16 protein-coding genes and 1 pseudogene are annotated in these 19,167 nt (G+C 57.4%); 13 read left to right on the forward strand and 4 right to left on the reverse strand.

Annotated features, from left to right (window positions below):
* Positions 1–5 precede the first annotated feature (5 nt).
* The 7 genes from PspS04_RS15590 to acs all read left to right on the forward strand — a co-directional run bounded on the left by PspS04_RS15590 (position 6) and on the right by acs (position 9,308).
* Positions 6–356, forward strand: coding sequence for a RidA family protein (locus tag PspS04_RS15590; RefSeq protein WP_159996387.1), 351 nt, complete (start codon positions 6–8; stop codon positions 354–356).
* Between the two features lie 49 nt (positions 357–405).
* On the forward strand, positions 406–1,797 hold the full coding sequence (locus tag PspS04_RS15595; RefSeq protein ID WP_159996389.1) for an FAD-dependent oxidoreductase: 1,392 nt from the start codon (positions 406–408) through the stop codon (positions 1,795–1,797).
* A gap of 193 nt (positions 1,798–1,990) precedes the next feature.
* Positions 1,991–3,157: a 2-aminoethylphosphonate--pyruvate transaminase gene (locus tag PspS04_RS15600; protein WP_159996391.1), complete on the forward strand. Its 1,167-nt coding sequence runs from the start codon at positions 1,991–1,993 to the stop codon at positions 3,155–3,157.
* 269 nt (positions 3,158–3,426) lie between these two features.
* Positions 3,427–4,770: an MFS transporter gene (locus PspS04_RS15605; protein ID WP_159996393.1), complete on the forward strand. Its 1,344-nt coding sequence runs from the start codon at positions 3,427–3,429 to the stop codon at positions 4,768–4,770.
* Between the two features lie 39 nt (positions 4,771–4,809).
* Complete coding sequence (phnX, locus tag PspS04_RS15610; RefSeq protein WP_095168550.1) at positions 4,810–5,637, forward strand: phosphonoacetaldehyde hydrolase; 828 nt, start codon at positions 4,810–4,812, stop codon at positions 5,635–5,637.
* A 75-nt stretch (positions 5,638–5,712) separates the two neighbouring features.
* Positions 5,713–7,233 carry an acetaldehyde dehydrogenase ExaC gene (exaC, locus tag PspS04_RS15615; protein ID WP_159996395.1) on the forward strand — a complete coding sequence of 507 codons (1,521 nt, stop codon included), beginning with the start codon at positions 5,713–5,715 and terminating at the stop codon, positions 7,231–7,233.
* Positions 7,234–7,352: 119 nt separating this feature from the next.
* Positions 7,353–9,308 carry an acetate--CoA ligase gene (gene acs, locus PspS04_RS15620; protein WP_159996397.1) on the forward strand — a complete coding sequence of 652 codons (1,956 nt, stop codon included), beginning with the start codon at positions 7,353–7,355 and terminating at the stop codon, positions 9,306–9,308.
* 170 nt (positions 9,309–9,478) lie between these two features.
* Here acs and PspS04_RS15625 read toward each other — a convergent pair whose 3' ends face one another.
* Entirely contained in the window at positions 9,479–10,696 is a 1,218-nt protein-coding gene (locus tag PspS04_RS15625; RefSeq protein WP_159996399.1) for an MFS transporter, read from the reverse strand.
* Positions 10,697–10,825: 129 nt separating this feature from the next.
* Between PspS04_RS15625 and PspS04_RS15630 the strand changes: the two genes are divergently transcribed.
* Both PspS04_RS15630 and PspS04_RS28120 read left to right on the forward strand, forming a co-directional pair.
* Complete coding sequence (locus PspS04_RS15630; RefSeq protein WP_159996401.1) at positions 10,826–11,464, forward strand: TetR/AcrR family transcriptional regulator; 639 nt, start codon at positions 10,826–10,828, stop codon at positions 11,462–11,464.
* 188 nt (positions 11,465–11,652) lie between these two features.
* Positions 11,653–11,733, forward strand: a pseudogene (locus PspS04_RS28120) (glutathione S-transferase); the annotation flags it as partial.
* 9 nt (positions 11,734–11,742) lie between these two features.
* Here PspS04_RS28120 and PspS04_RS15635 read toward each other — a convergent pair.
* Positions 11,743–12,636 (reverse strand): LysR family transcriptional regulator, encoded by an 894-nt coding sequence (locus PspS04_RS15635; RefSeq protein WP_159996403.1) that lies wholly within the window; start codon positions 12,634–12,636, stop codon positions 11,743–11,745.
* Between the two features lie 94 nt (positions 12,637–12,730).
* On the opposite strand from PspS04_RS15635, the gene PspS04_RS15640 reads away from it, so the two are divergent.
* Positions 12,731–13,897 (forward strand): MFS transporter, encoded by a 1,167-nt coding sequence (locus tag PspS04_RS15640; protein ID WP_159996405.1) that lies wholly within the window; start codon positions 12,731–12,733, stop codon positions 13,895–13,897.
* 61 nt (positions 13,898–13,958) lie between these two features.
* Here the strand turns inward: PspS04_RS15640 and PspS04_RS15645 are convergent, their stop codons facing one another.
* The gene (locus tag PspS04_RS15645) at positions 13,959–14,450 is read right to left on the reverse strand and encodes an RES family NAD+ phosphorylase (RefSeq protein WP_159996407.1); all 492 of its coding nucleotides are present in this window, start codon (positions 14,448–14,450) and stop codon (positions 13,959–13,961) included.
* A complete protein-coding gene (gene parS / locus PspS04_RS15650; protein WP_159996409.1) occupies positions 14,450–14,923 on the reverse strand; it encodes a type II RES/Xre toxin-antitoxin system antitoxin in 474 nt (157 codons plus the stop codon). Before parS ends, PspS04_RS15645 begins: the two co-directional genes overlap by 1 nt.
* Before the next feature lie 573 nt (positions 14,924–15,496).
* On the opposite strand from parS, the gene PspS04_RS15655 reads away from it, so the two are divergent.
* From PspS04_RS15655 to PspS04_RS15665, 3 genes are all read left to right on the forward strand, one after another.
* Positions 15,497–17,185, forward strand: a complete 1,689-nt coding sequence (locus PspS04_RS15655; protein WP_159996411.1) for a hypothetical protein — start codon at positions 15,497–15,499, stop codon at positions 17,183–17,185.
* A gap of 242 nt (positions 17,186–17,427) precedes the next feature.
* Entirely contained in the window at positions 17,428–17,955 is a 528-nt protein-coding gene (locus tag PspS04_RS15660; RefSeq protein WP_237235020.1) for a tyrosine-type recombinase/integrase, read from the forward strand.
* Positions 17,956–18,323: 368 nt separating this feature from the next.
* On the forward strand, positions 18,324–19,085 hold the full coding sequence (locus PspS04_RS15665; protein ID WP_159996413.1) for a hypothetical protein: 762 nt from the start codon (positions 18,324–18,326) through the stop codon (positions 19,083–19,085).
* Positions 19,086–19,167 lie beyond the last annotated feature (82 nt).

The raw sequence follows: 19,167 nt of genomic DNA on the forward strand, positions 1-19,167 counted from the left end.
ACTTTATGCAAATCGAACGTTTCGCCGCGACAAAACGCCGCTCGGACATGGTCCGCTATGACAACCACCTCTATATCGGTGGCCAGGTTGCCAGCGACCTCAGCGGCGACATCGAGGCCCAGACCCACGAGGTGCTCGCCGGTATCGAGCAGCTCCTACTGAGTGCCGGCAGCAGCCGCAAGCAGGTACTTTCGGTACGTATCCTGCTCGCCCATCGCGACGACTACGCAGGGCTCAACAGGGTCTGGGACCAGTTCTTTCCCGAAGGCCATGCCCCAACGCGAGCGTGCACCCTGGCCGATCTGATCGACCCCGGTTGGCGCGTGGAAATGATCGTGGTCGCTGCATGCGCCTGATTGCCTGCTCAAGCCCTGCCCCCAAAACCGCTGCAACGGAGATGACGTCATGCGCCCCTACTGGCTCGATCAGGCCCTGAAAACTCAACCCGACTCGCCCTGCCCGCCGCTGCGGCAGAACACCCGCGCCGATGTCTGCATCGTCGGTGGCGGTTACACCGGTTTGTGGACTGCGATCATGCTCAAGGAACAGAACCCCGAGCTGGACGTGGTCATCGTCGAAGCCGACATCTGTGGTGCCGGCGCCAGTGGACGCAACGGCGGCTGCGCGCTGTCCTGGTCGGCCAAATACTTCACCCTGGAGCGGTTGTTTGGGGTCAACGAGGCAATACGCCTGGTCAAGGAATCGGAGCAAAGCATCTACGCCATCGGCAGCTTTTGCGAGAAGTACGCGGTTGATGCCGATTACCGTCTCGATGGCACGCTTTACACGGCAACCAACCGTGCCCAGGTCGGCTCGACCGACAGCGTGATCGCCGCGCTGGAGCGCAATGGCATTAACTCTTTCTCCAAGTACGCGCTAGCTGACGTGCAGCGCATGGCGGGCTCGACCCGACACATTGAAGGCTGGTTCTCGCCTGCGGCAGCCAGTGTGCAGCCGGGCAAGCTGGTGCGCGGTCTGCGTCGAGTCGCACTGCAATTGGGTGTGCGTATCTACGAAGGCTCACCGATGACCCATTTGCAAGAGGGTCAGCCTGCCACCGTCAACACCCCGAACGGCAACGTCACCTGCGACCGGGTCGTGTTGGCGATGAACGCCTGGATGGCGCGTGCCTTTGCGCAGTTCTCGCGGTCAGTTGCCATCGTCTCCAGTGACATGATCATTACCGAGCCTCGACCCGACCTGCTCAAGCGGATCGGCCTGACCAGCGGGGTCACCGTGCTCGACTCACGCATCTTCGTGCACTACTACCACAACACCCCGGACGGCCGGATCATGCTCGGCAAAGGCGGCAATACCTTCGCCTACGGCGGGCGCATGTTGCCGGTATTCGACCAGCCATCGCCCTACAAAGGATTGTTGCGCAACACCCTTGCCGAGTTCTTCCCCGACTTTGCCGATGTCGGCATCGCCGCCACCTGGAATGGCCCGTCCGATCGCTCCGTCACCGGGCTACCGTTCTTCGGCCGGATGGGCGCAGGCGGCAATATCTTTTATGGCTTCGGCTATTCCGGCAGCGGTGTCGGCCCTTGTCACATGGGTGGACAGATCCTCTCATCGCTGGTGTTGGGGCAGGACAACCCCTGGACACGCTCGCCGCTGGTGCAAGGTCCGCTCGGCCATTTCCCACCGGAGCCGATCCGCTACCTCGGTTCGCTGATGGTGCGCAATGCCATTCGGCGCAAGGAGCACGCCGAGGATCACAACCTGCACCCGCGTCGACTGGATGTGCGCCTGGCGAAATTCGCCGCGGCGGCCGGCAAGTCAGACAAGGGCTAACGCCCCGCTCACACAGCGACCGCTCACTTGAACAGCAACCCAGGGTCTGATCTGGAGGGTAGACGAATGATTTCGACTTATAAGCTCAGCTTGTTTGTGACATGTGATAAATCGATTTCAGTTATTTTTCCGCAGATGTTTTGATCACGCCATGCATCACTCCCCCACAAAAACAAAACCGCCGGAGAAGATCATGACCAAAGCTGAATTTCCGACCACACAGGCACTGGCTACCCCAGCCCTGGGTGAACCCTACCTGCTGACCCCGGGCCCCTTGACCACGTCCAAAGCGACCAAGGAAGCCATGCTGCGCGACTGGGGTTCATGGGATGTTACCTTCAACCAAGTCACTGCCGAAGTTCGCCAGAACTTGCTCAGCATGGCCGGTGTCCAGGACGACAGCTTCGCCTGTGTGCCGTTGCAAGGCAGCGGTAGCTACTCGGTGGAGGCAGCTCTGGCCACGGCCATCCCGCGTGACGGTAAAGCACTGGTGCTGATGAATGGCGCCTACGGCCAGCGCGCCACCAAGACCTTGGAGTACCTCGGCCGCGCGTTCATTACCTTGGACAAAGGCGATTATCTGCCACCGCAGCCTGAGGAGGTGGACGCCCTGCTCAGGGACAATCCCGACATCACCAACGTCTTCCTGGTCCATTGCGAAACCAGCTCCGGCATTCTCAATCCGCTGCGCGAAATCGCCGATGTGGTGAAGGCGCATGGCAAGAGCCTGATCATCGATGCGATGAGCTCCTTCGGAGCCGTGCCGTTGACCATCAATGAGATTGCTTTCGACGTGGTGGTGTCCTCCGCCAACAAATGCATCGAGGGTATTCCCGGCTTCGGTTTCGTCATCATCCGCCGCTCCGTGCTGGAGGCCGCCAAAGGCCGCGCCAACTCCCTGAGCCTCGATCTGTATGAGCAGTGGGTCTACATGGAGCGCACGGGCCAATGGCGCTTCACGCCGCCGACCCACAGCGTCGTAGCGTTCCATAAAGCCTTGGAGCAACACACTGCCGAAGGCGGTGTGCATGGCCGTCTGGCGCGCTACACGCGCAATCGCGATGTGCTGGTCAAAGGCATGCGCGAACTGGGCTTCAGGACATTGCTTGAAGACCGTTGGCTGTCGCCAATCATCACCACGTTCTTCAGCCCGCAACATCCCAACTTTGAGTTCAAGCGGTTCTACGATGAGCTCAAAGCCCGTCAGTTCATCATCTATCCCGGCAAGCTGACCGTAGCCGAGAGTTTCCGTATCGGCTGTATCGGCCAGATCGACGAATACATCGTCCATCAGTTGCTGCGCGCCATCGCCGACAGTCTCGTGGCGATGAACGTCGACATGCAACAGCCGGCGGCCTGACGGCCCTTCAAAGGTCCTTGTCGATTCACGCACGGGTGCAATGGGTAGCACCTGTGGGCAGGGGTCTTTTTTAACCATGGATTCGGTGACTTACCGCTAGGCACAGCCGAGCAGGAGTCAGCGACCGCGTCAATTTAATACCGAAAGCCTGATGCCACCTCACTGCCATCTGATCGATGCCGTGTGCGTGGAGAGATTTTCTGTACCGAAAATAAAAACAAAACCCATTACTTTGCGCTGTCTGGCACCACATACGGGATCAGAACACCATGAACAAGAACGCTACAAACCCTCTCGCAACCGGCTGGAAATCGCTCCAGCGCTGGCGCGTGCAAATTTTCCTTATCACCTGGGTGGCCTACGCGGCCTTCTACTTTACCCGCAAGGCTTTTTCTGTGGCCAAACTGGGGATTGGCGAAGATCCGGACTTCATGCTCGAAAAGAGCATGATGGCCAACCTCGATGCCCTCTACCTGATCGCGTATGCAGTCGGCCAGTTTCTGTGGGGCAACTTCTCTGACCGCTTCGGTCCCAGGGTCGTGGTCCTCAGCGGACTGGTGATCTCGGCGCTGGCGGCGCTACTGATGGGCACCTACGCCACGCTACCGATCTTCGCCTCCTGCATGCTGATCCAGGGCCTGGCTCAGTCCACGGGTTGGTCGGGGCTGTGCAAGAACGTTGGGAGCTTCTTCAGCACTGGCGAACGTGGCCGCGTACTGGGTTACTGGAGCACCTGCTACGCCTTTGGCGGCCTGGTTGCCACACCGTTTGCCGGTTGGTGGGCCTACAACGCCTACCATGACTGGCGCATCGCGTTCATCAGCAGCGCCGTGGTGGTGCTGGTGGTAGCGGTACTGTTCTTTTTCCTGCAACGCAACCAGCCAGAAGATGTCGGGTTGCCGCCTGTAGAGATCGAGATCGAACCCGTCAGCAAGGTCGCAGTGCCGCGCGAAAGCATGTGGGCCGGTTTGCGCACGGTGATGAAAAATCGAACCGTACTGGTGCTCGGCCTGGCCTATTTCATGCTCAAGCCAGCGCGCTACGCGATTCTGCTCTGGGGGCCGGTGATTATCTACGAGCGGATGCCAGAGATTGGCAAAGTGGCATCCGCCATCGTGCCGACGGCTTTTGAACTGGCAGGCCTGGCAGGTCCGATCCTGATTGGTATCGCCTCAGACAAGTACTTTGGCGCTCGGCGGATGCCGGCCTGTGTCCTTAGCCTGGTTCTGCTTACCATTTGCCTCGCGCTGTTCGTCCCTGCCATGCAGAGCGGCAGTCTTTACATGGTGGTTGGCCTGCTGTTCATGATGGGCCTGACGCTTTACGGGCCGGACTCGATGATGAGCGGCTCGGCGGCCATTGATTTCGGCAGTAAGGACGGAGCGGCCTCCGCCGCAGGCTTCGTCAACGGTTGCGGTTCGATAGGCGCGGTCCTCGGCGGCCTGTTACCCGGTTACTTCGACACCACCACCATCTTCCTGGTGTTCACCGTCGCGGCACTACTGGCCAGCCTGATGTTGATTCCATTCTGGAACAGCCGCCCGAAAACCGTGGAAAGCACGGCGCTGGCCTCGGCTCCGATACAAACGGTCATCGTTGGCACCACCCCCTGAATTCGAATTAATCATTCACCATTCATTGGAGCTATCACCATGCATTACCAACAACCTTCCCAACTGCAGGGCGTGGTACTGGACTGGGCCGGCACTGTCGTTGATTTCGGTTCTTTCGCACCGACTCAGATCTTCGTCGAAGCCTTTGCCGAGTTCGGCGTTGCAGTCTCCCTGGCAGAAGCTCGCGGGCCTATGGGCATGGGCAAATGGGATCACATCCGCACGCTGTGCAACGAACCGCAGATCGCCGAACGCTACCGTCTCGCCTTCGGCCGATTGCCCACCGACGATGATGTCACTGCCCTCTACGAGCGCTTCATGCCTTTGCAGATCGAAAAGATCGCCCTGCATTCGGCGCTGATTCCCGGTGCGCTCAATACCATCAATGGCTTGCGCGACAAGGGACTGAAAATCGGTTCTTGCTCAGGCTACCCGGCCGTGGTCATGGAAAAAGTCGTGGAGCTGGCTCGCAAGAACGGCTACGTCACCGACCATGTGGTGGCGACCGACGAAGTGCCCAACGGTCGTCCACACCCCGCACAAGCGTTGGCTAACGTGATTGCGCTGGGCATCAGTGATGTAGCGGCCTGCGTCAAGGTCGACGACACCTGGCCGGGGATTCTCGAAGGCCGTAGCGCTGGAATGTGGACGGTGGCATTGACCTGCTCCGGTAACGCATTGGGCCTGTCCTATGAAGAGTTCAAGGATTTATCCCTCGAGGAGCTGGCCGAGGAACGCGCGCGCATCATCAAGATGTTCGAAGGCTCTCGCCCGCACTATCTGATCGACACCATCGTTGATTTGCCAGAGGTCATCGAAAACATCAATGCCCGCCTGGCACGTGGAGAAACCCCGCAGGGCTCCTGACCCCTTGGGGATGGTGCAATTGACAGTGGCCGTCCACTAGACGGCCACACCCCACAACAACCAGAGAACACCACCATGAAATACGCCCACCCCGGCACTCCCGATGCCATCATTTCCTTCAAGTCCCGCTACGGTAACTACATCGGCGGCGAGTTCGTCGCGCCTGTCAAAGGCCAGTACTTCACCAACACCTCGCCGGTCAACGGCCAGCCGATTGCCGAATTCCCCCGCTCCACGGCCGAAGACATCGAAAAAGCCCTGGACGCGGCCCACGCCGCGGCCGATGCCTGGGGCAAGACCTCGGTCCAGGACCGCTCCCTGGTGCTGTTGAAAATCGCCGATCGCATCGAGCAGAACCTCGAAGTCCTGGCAATCACCGAATCCTGGGACAACGGCAAGGCCGTGCGCGAAACCCTGAACGCCGACATCCCGCTGGCGGCGGATCACTTCCGCTACTACGCCGGGTGCATCCGCGCGCAGGAAGGCAGCTCTGCGGAAATCAACGAACACACCGCGGCCTATCACTTCCACGAACCGCTGGGCGTGGTCGGCCAGATCATCCCGTGGAACTTCCCGATCCTGATGGCCGCCTGGAAACTCGCGCCGGCCCTGGCTGCCGGTAACTGCGTGGTGCTCAAGCCGGCCGAACAAACGCCGCTGGGCATCAGCGTGCTGCTGGAACTGATCGGCGACCTGCTGCCACCGGGCGTGTTGAACGTGGTGCAAGGGTTCGGCAAAGAAGCCGGCGAAGCCCTGGCCACCAGCAAGCGCATCGCCAAGATCGCATTCACCGGCTCGACCCCGGTCGGCTCGCACATCATGAAATGCGCCGCCGAAAACATCATTCCGTCGACCGTGGAACTGGGCGGCAAGTCGCCGAACATCTTCTTCGCCGACATCATGCAAGCCGAAGAATCGTTCATCGAAAAAGCCGCCGAAGGCCTGGTGCTGGCGTTCTTCAACCAGGGTGAAGTCTGCACCTGCCCGTCTCGCGCCCTGGTGCAAGAGTCGATCTACGACGACTTCATGAAAGTCGTGATGAAGAAGGTCCTGCAAATCAAGCGCGGCGACCCGCTCGACACCGACACCATGGTCGGCGCCCAGGCTTCCGAACAGCAATTCGACAAGATTCTCTCCTACCTGGAGATCGCCAAGGGCGAAGGCGCCGAGCTGCTGACCGGTGGCAAGGTGGAAAAACTCGAGGGCAACCTGGCGACCGGCTATTACATCCAGCCGACCCTGCTCAAGGGCACCAACAAAATGCGCGTGTTCCAGGAAGAAATCTTCGGTCCAGTGGTGAGCATCACCACCTTCAAGGACGAAGCCGAAGCCCTGGCCATTGCCAACGACACCGAGTTCGGCCTCGGTGCCGGTCTCTGGACCCGCGACATCAACCGCGCCTACCGCATGGGCCGGGCGATCAAGGCCGGTCGCGTGTGGACCAACTGCTATCACCTGTACCCGGCGCACGCCGCGTTCGGTGGCTACAAGAAGTCCGGCGTCGGCCGTGAAACCCACAAGATGATGCTCGATCACTACCAACAGACCAAAAACCTGCTGGTGAGCTACGACATCAACCCGCTGGGCTTCTTCTGATCTTCTACGAGACCGAGTAACGGCGATCGCGAGCGCCCCCCGGACGCCTACAGGATTACGTCGTTCCTGTAGGCGCTAGCCTTGCCGTTGAGACAACTATTTCACCGAGGTAAAGAAAGATGAGTGCGGCTTCTCTGTATCCCGTTCGTCCCGAGGCTCTGGCCAATACCCTGACTGACGAGGCGACCTACAAGGCCATGTACCAGCAGTCGGTCGTCAACCCGGACGGCTTCTGGCGCGAACAAGCCAAGCGCCTCGACTGGATCAAGCCTTTCACCACGGTGAAGCAGACCTCGTTCGACGACCACCATGTCGACATCAAGTGGTTCGCCGACGGCACCCTCAACGTTTCCTACAACTGCCTCGACCGTCACCTGGCCGAGCGCGGTGACCAGATCGCGATCATCTGGGAAGGCGATGACCCTTCCGAGAGCCGCAACATCACCTACCGCGAGCTGCACGAACAAGTCTGCAAGTTTGCCAACGCCCTGCGTGGCCAGGATGTGCACCGCGGCGACGTGGTGACTATCTATATGCCGATGATCCCCGAAGCCGTGGTCGCCATGCTGGCCTGCACCCGGATCGGCGCGATTCACTCGGTGGTGTTCGGCGGCTTCTCGCCCGAAGCCCTGGCCGGACGGATCATCGACTGCAAATCGAAAGTGGTGATCACCGCTGACGAAGGCCTGCGTGCCGGTAAGAAAATTTCCCTCAAGGCCAACGTCGACGACGCGCTGACCAACCCGGAAACCAGCAGCATCCAGAAAGTCATCGTGTGCAAGCGCACCGGTGGCGACATCAAGTGGAACCAGCATCGCGACATCTGGTACGAAGACCTGATGAAAGTCGCGGGCACCGTCTGCGCGCCGAAAGAAATGGGCGCCGAAGAAGCGCTGTTCATCCTCTACACCTCCGGCTCCACCGGCAAGCCAAAGGGCGTTCAGCACACCACCGGCGGCTACCTGCTGTACGCGGCGCTGACCCATGAGCGCGTGTTCGACTACCGTCCGGGCGAAATCTACTGGTGCACCGCCGACGTCGGCTGGGTCACTGGCCACACCTACATCGTCTACGGCCCGCTGGCCAATGGCGCGACCACCCTGCTGTTCGAAGGTGTGCCGAACTACCCGGACATCACCCGGGTGGGGAAAATCGTCGACAAGCACCAGGTCAATATCCTCTACACCGCGCCGACCGCGATCCGCGCCATGATGGCCTCCGGCACTGCCGCCTGCGAAGGCACCGATGGCAGCAGCCTGCGCCTGTTGGGTTCGGTGGGTGAGCCGATCAACCCAGAAGCCTGGGACTGGTACTACAAGAACGTCGGACAATCGCGTTGCCCGATCGTCGACACCTGGTGGCAGACCGAAACCGGCGCCACCCTGATGAGCCCGCTGCCGGGCGCTCACGCCCTCAAGCCAGGCTCTGCGGCGCGTCCGTTCTTCGGCGTGGTACCGGCGCTGGTGGATAACCTGGGCAACATCATCGAGGGTGCGGCCGAAGGCAACCTGGTGATCCTCGACTCGTGGCCAGGCCAGGCCCGTACCCTGTACGGCGACCATGACCGTTTTGTCGACACCTACTTCAAGACCTTCCGCGGTATGTACTTCACCGGCGACGGTGCTCGTCGCGACGAAGACGGCTACTGGTGGATCACCGGCCGGGTGGATGACGTGCTCAACGTCTCCGGCCACCGCATGGGCACCGCCGAAATCGAAAGCGCGATGGTCGCCCACCCGAAAGTCGCCGAGGCCGCGGTAGTCGGCGTGCCGCACGACATCAAGGGTCAGGGGATCTATGTCTACGTCACCCTCAACGGTGGCGAAGAGCCGAACGAAGCGTTGCGCCTGGAGCTGAAGAACTGGGTGCGCAAGGAGATCGGTCCGATCGCCTCGCCGGATGTCATCCAGTGGGCGCCAGGGCTGCCGAAAACCCGTTCGGGGAAAATCATGCGCCGCATCCTGCGCAAGATTGCCACGGCTGAGTACGATGGCTTGGGTGACATCTCGACCCTGGCCGACCCGGGTGTGGTGCAGCATTTGATCGATACTCACAAGACCATGAACGTCGCGTAAGCGCGGTTCTCGAGTCACCAAAAGCCCCGCCGGCACTGCGCCGAGCGGGGCTTTTTCGTAGTGCACGCCGTTTGCTGGGAAATGCCCAATCCCCCGTAGCAGCTGTCGAGCCCGCGAGGCTGCGTTCGAGGACGCAGTCCTCGCCGCCCTTCGCTCAATTTGCATGTGGTTCAGTGCCCCGCAACCGCAGGCCTGCCAGCCGCACGCGGGCCCGATTTGAAGCCGTGAACCCGAGCGCTCCAGACAATTGCAAACCCCACACCCACCAACACCACCATTGCCCATGGAAAAGAGGCGACGCCCCACCTATCCAGCAACACCCCACCCACCACCCCACTCCCCGCAATCGCGCTATTCCAGGCCACTACATTCAACGACAACGCCACATCAGCCCCATCCCCGGCCGCATCCGCCAGTGCCGTTTGCAGCAACGTCGCCGCCCCACCGAAGCTCAACCCCCAAACCGCCACACCGATGTAGATCACCTCAGGCACGCGACCCAAAAAACCTAACATCACGCAAACCGTCACAAACGCTGCCAAGCTCACCAACACAGTCTTGCGCAACAATGGCTCAACCAATTTGGCAGTCACCCAAATCCCCACCAACGCCGCAATACCAAACACCAACAACACCAAATCCACTTGATCCCCCAACCCCGCCGGCGCCACAAACGGAGCGATGTAGGTGTAGAGAATGTTGTGTGCCAGCATCCAGCTGATCACCACCGCTAGCACAGGTCGTACGCCCGGCGTGGTCAGCACGGTTCGCAGCGACATGCGCTGGTGCGCAGCTTGGGGTGGGTAGTCAGGGACTTTCACCAGGACCCAGGCAATCAGCACCAGGGTCAGGGCCGACATGATGCCGAAGGTGGTGCGCCAACCTACGAGGCCGCCCAGCCAAGTACCGAGGGGTACGCCTAGGGCCAGAGCAATCGGTGTGCCGACCATGGCCAGCGCCAGCGCCTTGCCCTGTTGATGGGGCGCAACCATGCGACGTGCGTAGCCGGCCAGCAGGCTCCAGGCCAACCCCGCCGCGACACCGGCGAAGAAGCGCGCCACCAGAGTCACGCCATAATGGGATGACAGCGCGGTGATGGAATTGAACAACAAGAAACCGACGATGGTCAGCAGCAGCACGTTACGGCGGCGCCAGCCACGGGTGGCGATGGTCATGGGGATGACCGCCAGCACCGAGCCCAGAGCGTAAGCGGTGACCATCTGGCCGGCCATGGAGGGGGAAATCGCCAGGCCTTCACTGATCAGCGGCAACAGCCCAGCGGGCAGAGTTTCGGTAACGATGCAGATGAATCCGGTCATGGCCAGAGCAAGCAACGCGCCGATGGGCAGACGGTCGGGCGCTGCCGATAAGGTGATTGTGGGTGTCACGGGAGACTCCTTGAGCGAGGACTTCAGATTTAAATACTGATCGATACATATGTTGAGGACGGCAAGCGCTCGTTGTCAACGACTTATGTATCGACTAGTATTTATCTCGTCATTCAGAGGAGCCTTGTAATGGCGCAAATGGGCCGCCCCCGCACTTTCGACCGCGACCACGCCGTGGAACAGGCCTTGCACCTGTTTTGGCAACACGGCTACGACGCGACCTCCCTCGCTCAGTTGAAAGCCGGACTCGGTGGCGGGATCTCCGCGCCGAGCTTTTACGCGGCGTTCGGTTCCAAGGAAGCATTGTTTGATGAGTGCGTGCAGCGTTACCTGGCGACCTTCGCCCAGGTCACCGAATGCCTGTGGGACGAGAGCCTGCCGCCACGCCAGGCCATCGAGACCGCGCTGCGCCAGTCGGCGCGCATGCAGTGTGAAGAAGGCCATCCCAAGGGCTGCATGGTGACCCTCGGCATGATGAGCGCGCCCAACCCAGAGAATGCTCGGGTGGTCGAAGCCCTGACCCAATCTCGCGCCCGCACTCGCGCGGGGATTTTGGCGTGTGTTGACCTGGGTGTGAGTGCCGGCCAGTTGCCGGGCAATATTGACGCGCCCGCGATGGCTACGGTGTTCGACAGTTTCTTGCAGGGTATTTCCATCCTTGCTCGGGATAACACGCCGCATGGGCTCATTGATGCGGCCATCACCCAGGTAATGCTGACGTGGGACATTGCTGCCTCTACCGTGCCGCCCACCCATTGCAATGGTTAAAAGAGACTGATTGATTTAGCCGGTGAAAGATGTGTGTGAACCAACGTTCGTACCACGAGGCTATTGCCAAACTTTCCTTTCAACCGCTTCACTTAATAGGCAGCAGTCGGCCAGGAGCGGACGCTGGACAGCCGTTTCGAATAGGCGATAGTGTCGACACGATTAGCCAACAACTGTAAGGACAAGGAATGTTGCGCATACTGGGTAAGGCATCATCGATCAATGTACGAAAAGTACTCTGGGCCGTGCTGAGATAGAAATCCCCTTGACGCGAGCGCTTACATCCGGTGATGTTCCAGCAAGAAATCCACGAACAACCGCACCCGCGCCGGCATTGTCGAACCACCGACGAACACCGCATGAATCGGTTCCTGGTCGCCTGGGTTCCAGGCTTCCAGCAGCGGTATCAGGTCGCCGCGTTGCAGATCCTCGCTCACGCTGAATTCGCCGATACGCGCAATGCCGGCACCTACTCGCGCGAGTTGTGCCAGCGCTTCACCACTGCTGCATTCGATGTTGCCGCTGACCTTCAGGGAAAACTCACGTGCGTCGCGGATGAACGGCCAATTGGGTTCTGCACGTCGGAAGTTGAAGCGTAGGCAGTTGTGCCGTAGCAGGTCTTCCGGTTCCTGGGGGGTACCGTGGCGCTGCAGATATTCGGGCGATGCCACCACTACCTGGCCGGTGGCGCCGATCCTGCGCGCGGTCAGCGGGCTGTCCGGCAGATGGCCAAAGCGTACCGCCACGTCGGCCTGGCCGCCGAGAATGTCGACGACTTCGTCGCCGAGGGTGAGGTCGACGACGATGTTCGGGTAGCGAGCACTGAAAGCTGCCACCAAGGGAACGATGGCCAGCCGCCCATGGCCAAGGGCGGCGCTGACCCGCAATCGGCCCCTTGGTACGCCCTGGTCGGCGATGGCTTCTTCGACCTCGGCCATGTCGGCCAGGATCCGTCGGGCGCCCCGCAGGAACGCCTCGCCCTCTGCGGTGAAGGTGATCGCTCGAGTGGTTCGCAACAGCAGGCGGGTACCAAGACGTTGTTCGGTACGCGCGATGATCCGACTGACCGCCGAGGGTGTCAGCCCCAATGCACGCGAGGCGGCCGACAGGCTGCCTTCCTGCGCCACGGTGGCGAACACGGCCATTTCACCCGACTTGCCGCTGAAGTCCATTTGTGCCCCTTACGCAAAGGTGATTGCCAAAAATGCTATCTACCGCTTGAAAAGGCTGGATCGTAGCATTGGCAGCATAGATAAGGAGCCTTCCATGCGTATCAATCCACCACTAGTCGCACTCGCCATAGGTGCCTTTGGCATTGGCGTTACCGAGTTTGCCCCCATGGGCATGTTGCCGGGTATCGCTGCCGATCTCGGCGTTTCCATTCCCGCCGCAGGTCTGTTGGTCAGCGCTTACGCCCTGGGCGTACTGCTCGGCGCGCCGCTGATGACCCTGACCACCGGCAGGATTCCCCGGCGCTATCTGCTGATCGGGCTCATGGCGATTTTCACCCTGGGTAATCTGATGTCAGCCCTGGCTACCGATTACTACAGCCTCATGGTCGCCAGGGTGGTGACCTCGCTGAACCACGGTGCGTTCTTTGGCGTAGGCTCGATCGTCGCCGCCAGCGTGGTCGCCCCTGAGAAACGTGCCGGGGCGGTTGCGGCAATGTTCATGGGCCTGACCCTGGCGACCATCGGCGGCGTGCCGCTTGCCGCCTGGTTTGGCGAACTGTTCGGCTGGCGCACCGCATTCTGGGGTATTACCGGCCTCGGCGTGGTGGCCATGGCGGCGTTGTGGTTCGCCCTGCCCAACCTGCCGGCGCCGAAAAGCGTCGGTGTACTGGCCGAGATTCGGGCACTGGGCCGTGGCCCAGTGTTGGGGGCGCTGGCCCTGACCGTAGTCGGCTCGGGGGCAATGTTTACTGTCTTCACCTACATCGCGCCCATCCTCAGCAGCGAGACCCACGCGTCCACCGCTTACATCACAGCCATGCTGGTGCTGTTCGGTGTGGGGTTGACGCTGGGCAACATGTGGGGCGGGAGGGCCGCCGACCGCTCGATAGATCGCACCCTGATCGTTTCGCTGAGCGTACTGATTCTGGTCTTGCTGGCGTTCACCGTACTGATGCGTTGGCCGCTGCCGGCCGCCGTTGCCATCTTGATATGGGGTATCGCCAGCTTCGCCCTGGTGCCGCCGCTACAGATGCGCGTCATGGAAGCGGCCAAGGACGCGCCCAATTTGGCCTCTGCGGTGAACATCGGAGCGTTCAACTTCGGCAACGCGATTGGTGCGGCGCTGGGCGGCGCGGTGATCAATGCCGGGTTGGGTTATCCAGCGATCTCCCTAGCCGGAGCGGCTATGGCGAGTCTGGGGTTGCTGATGGTGTTGGCGTATGCCTGGCGCTCCAGATCGATTGCCGCAGCGCTTGTGTGACGATGATGTGAGGGGGCTGTTAGTCGCCATGGATGAGTGACGGCTAGCGGCCAGACACAACCTAGGGAGGATTGAGCCTGGTGTCCAAAGCGAATTGTTCTTGGCTAACGAGCTCAAACAGATCCTGCGCAGCAGCGGGATTCATCAGCACATTCCAGCTGTGCCGAGAAACCGCCGAAGGTATCAATACGAAGGGATGCTGAGCTAGGAGGCCGTCACCGAACTGCTGTTGGCCGCGGCCGGGGGAGCCTGGAAATAGCCAGTTGGCATTCGGTACCGAGTTCGGCATCACCCGGTGAACCAACTTGGTTTCTTTTACCCGGGCACACGTCAAGACGTGTGGGACAGTGTCCAATGCCTGAAAGCCTTTATGCACCGCCACCTCAAGAATTGCCGTGGAAGGATCCGCCGAACAATACACAGCCTTGCAACCTTTAGAGTTCCACCGGCCGCCGGCAATTTCAGCGCCTATACCGGACGACCAGGTGGACGCATGCTTCTCCTGATCAAGACGCCACAAATACAACTCACCATTGCCTGGCACTATCGTCATCAGGAATACACCCCATACTCCATGCGCGTCAAAAAGTCCTCGACAAGCTCGAAGCCCATTTGCGTGGTCAGAAGATCTATAGGCGCCTTCCCTTCAAGCCCCATTGCTGGCGACGTCATCCAATTAACCGCTTGCTGACGATCACCCAACACTTCTTCAGCCTTGCTCAACACCGTAGCCAAGCGCCAGGTGCCGTTTGTTTGTTCAGCGGTCAGCGGCTCAGGACTCTTGATCCGACGCTGCACCGTACGATCAGACAGGCCAATGATCCTAGAAAAAACGTGATGGTCACGGAACTGGCTGTACGATTGAACAAACGAGATGACCAGGTCCGACGGAAAACCTTTCTCCATGAGCGCGTGAAGCTCAAATGCGTTGGTGGCTTTGAGCTTTTTCCCCTCACCGAACAGCAATTGCAGCGGACGTATTGGGTCGTACGCTATTGGATAGGACTCTTTGCCTGCAGCAATCATGATCGCACTCCTCTGCCATATGGCTAAAATATAGCGCCACTTGACAGAAATTGCCAGCTACGTCGAAAGAGGTCACTTCCCGATGATAGGACCGAAGGGGGACGACCGAAGGGGGACGGATTTATTAATAGGGCAGGCAGTCCGCCTTTGGCCGATAGCTGCCCGTTACGAAGGGCCCCAATCGACCCATAGTTGCCGTTGACCAAAGGCAGAAAACGGCCAGAAGCTGGCAATGAGTTGTCTATGGAATGTCACCAACCCAGCAGTGGGTACACCTCAACTGTGTGGGTTCACCGCCACCAAATAAACCATCGACGCAAATCAAGCTTTTGTTCTTGCCCTAGAGGTGAGGTGCAGGCAGTCACGACCGTGGATCGAAGGGATTGCTCACAAGCTTCGCTTGCAACGTGGAGGGCAAAGTCAACGGCTGGGTTTCGGCATTATATAGTGCGTACTCTAGATGATTGGTGCATAAGCATTGTGAACTTGAAACCGTAGCTGAGAGGTAGGTTCCGTGCGATCATTCACGTTATTGGCACTGCATAGTGCATTAGCTACAAGGAAGTCTAGTTGATGGAATTACCCGATGCGGAACCAAGTCTCGAAAGCACCTACGAAGACTATACATACTCTGGGACTGCAACTTTCTTGTATTCTTCGAAGATTACTGGAAACGTGAATCTCGAAGGAATGTGCGAAATCCTTGCTGAATCTGATGCCTTTAGTTTCGCTTTAACTAGCAGTGGAAAAATCTACTTCACAGAAGACGGCAGGCTTCGATCACAACAATTAAGCATTGAGTCAACAATAACTGAACAAGGTATGACTGTATCTGGACATAACGATTTTCTCAAAGCGAACTCCGGAGACTCCAACACCTATGCTTTATCTTTAGCTCTCAATTTACTCTTGTCTGACAAACGCTTGTTCAACTCTGCGTATGGCTTCCCCACAGAAAGCGCTAGAATATTCATGCGCCCAATTGCCATCAGATGCGAAGATGACGAAGATCATGAGCTAGTAATTCCTTACATCAGAGTTTACACGGGCGGCATAATCAGTATTTCGTTGCCAGCCATTGCTGGCTTTGAGGAGTCTACGACTCAAAGAGTAGTGCGTAGTGAAGTAAATAAATCGCAACGAAACCTTACATCAGTATTGTGTGAAAGAGAATTGCACTTAGCTTGCACCGAATGTCAGATGGCCCAGATGTCTCGGAGGGAAAGAATTGTTCAGCGAGAAGCATTTGAAACCATCATGGGTGCAGCGCTGAACACTCCGGGAAAAATGGAATTCGTAGACGAGCGTCTAACTGTCTACGAACTTGTACACACCGATCAACTTACCCTCACCGACATAGCGCGAAATTTGTTATCGGTGGTCGCGCGCACTATTGCGGCAGGTGCCGTTCAAACCCGCATCAGATGGTATGGCAGCCAGTACAAAGACGATTCCATAGGACAACACTGGCGTGGCAAGCCGATACTTTACATTCGCTCCCATACCAATCAAAAATGGAGCTCATCCGAAAACTGGTCTACCCACAAACAGCTAGTCAACAGCGTAATGGCTCGAACGTTTCTATCGGACAAGATAACTCACACCGACTTAAATCATAAGGATATGAGGAACTTTGACGACTACAACAACTTTTACTCTGAGCCTGTATCATTGATGCTAGCATCCTCGCAAGTGGAGGATTTTGTCGAGCAGCACGACTCTTACACCTTCAATAACTTAACCTCCGACATCCAGGTGCTGAATGAAGCATCACACTTCATACAAACATACTATTCCTACGCTTCCCTAGAACTAGACAAATGCAAGACAGCAATAGACGTTGCCCGCCTCGAACTCGACATATTGGGATTTGAGGAGACCCTCCTGTCTGCGCATAAATATGGTGAAATCGCCAAATATATCGAAGAAGTACAGAAAAGCGACCACCTAACTACGATCTACAAGCTACTGCACAAGAAGATTGAAACTGTTCGTAAAGCCCTTGATCTAGACGATAAGATCAAATCAGAATCTTACACGCTCCGAATCACAATAATATTCGGAATTATTGCTTCTGCCACGCTATCCCCTGAACTGATGCAGCCAATCGCTAAATACTTTGCTGTCGCCCCCGAAAACGGCGACCTTGCAAAAATATACGGTATAGGCGCTTCAGTAATTGTTGTGGCGGGTTTATTAGTTCTCAGTCACTACACTTTCAAACTGAAAGACTGGATTATAAAAACTCTGAACGGGTTTTGATTTTCCAGAAGCTGCCCCCCGTTTTTTTCGGAAGTTGCACAGGTTGGGGAAAAGACAGTCGCTTGTTAGCGGCTGCTTTTGGCCGGATAGCGCCCCCCACGCTGTGTGACTGATCCATCCTTGTCCTCCCTCAACGTGGAGGACAAACCATGAACACTATTGCTACATGCAGCCATCAGCCTTGGAACAAGGGAAAGCTTGTCGGGCAGAAAACCCCGCTCCGAGTCAGAGATATTTAGGCCATCCGGGTCAGGCTCCAGCTTGCGGAGAAGACACGGGATCTGGCTCTCTTCAACCTAGCCATCGACAGCAAACTGCGTGCCTGCGACTTAACCAAGCTGCGAGTACGAGACATAGCCCATGGGGAACATGTGTCGTCACGGGCCATGGTGATGCAGCAGAAAACTCAGCACTCAGTGCAATTTGAAATCACTGAGCAAACCCGAACGGTTCTGGAGGCTTGGATGCATCAGGCCCAACTCCGCAGTGAGGACTTCTTGTTTCCGACCCGGTTGCACGACTCAGATCATCTCTCCACCAGGCAATACGCTCGAATAGTCAAAGCCTGGGTGACAGCCATTGGCCTTGACCCAACTATGTACGGTACCCACACGCTACGGCGAACCAAGGCATCACTGATCTATCGCAGGACGAAGAACCTGAGAGCTGTCCAACTCCTGCTCGGTCATACGAAGCTTGAAAGCACCGTCAGATACCTGGGAATCGAGGTCGATGACGCCCTGGAATTGGCGGAACAGACCGAAGTCTGACCACCCACTGCGACGGTCGATGCCAGACCGTCGCTGTCCGACCCATAGCTGCCTGCCAGCAAAGGCATAAATCGACCCAAAGAGGCCCTTCGCGAAAGGCGGGTAACGAATCACTGCTGCCAGTTGTACGTGTCTCCGATAACAGAGACGATTCACACTGACCGATGTCTGAACACAAAGCATTGCAATGCTGTTGAGATTTCCTGTTGAAAGCCTTTGTTCACCCAGACGTCGACTCTTGCAGATCGATACAAGGGACGGAGAACGTGTACGATAGATGAGTGCTGGCCAATTGATGTTAATTTGCTTATCCTGCTACGAGCGCTTTCCGTGGGACTTCACAATAATTTCGGTGGTAGGTTTGGAAATTGAATATTAAATACAAGAAAAGACTGGTTGCATTTATTGATGTACTTGGCTTTAAAAATCTTGTCTATGCCTCTACTACCGAGTCTATAGATACTTATTATACTTTTATCTTGTCAAATTTTCAGTCCGCAGTTGCGAAGCGAAATTTTGATTTTTTACTGATAAGCGATTCAATTGTTATTTACTGTGATGAGTCATCTGACAATCTTTTTGAGTTGATAAAATTGTCAAGTATTTTGCAGTGCGGACTACTCGCCAAAGGAATTCCTGTTCGAGGGGCAATCTCTCATGGAGATCTTTTCGTTGACAAGCTTAATAACATAATAGTCGGGGCGGGGTTGGTAAACTCCTACATTCTTGAAAGTTCAGCAAAATATCCTAGGATAATTGTTGATCGCTCGCTTATTTTGAAGTATTACGGCTCTATGAAGGAGGCGTTGAATGAGTGCATTGTCTCTGGGCTTCCGCATTTGTCGATTAGTTCACATAATAGAGGGGTGGTAGATTATCCATATTTAAACTATGGAAGGCTCTTATCCACATCCAAGAGCAATGCGCCGTTCGAAGGAGCTCTAAGCTTGCTCAAAAATAATTTTTATAAAAATGAAAACACTGAAAAATATGAATGGTTAAGACACTATCTTATTTCGGCTTTCACTGAGCAAAAAGAACACTTCGAAAATATGCTTGAGCTTAAGCCTAGTGAGCGGTCACGCTTGAGGCGAGTGTCAAAATACATCGACTCCTTTGGATGCCTTTGATCTATTGAGGTGCTTAGGTACGCTGGTTGCAAAGCGATATTCAACATCGTTAGGGGTTTGCGCCTAGCATCACTCTCAGCTG

Origin of the sequence: Pseudomonas sp. S04, from assembly GCF_009834545.1 — a bacterium.
GTDB lineage: Bacteria > Pseudomonadota > Gammaproteobacteria > Pseudomonadales > Pseudomonadaceae > Aquipseudomonas.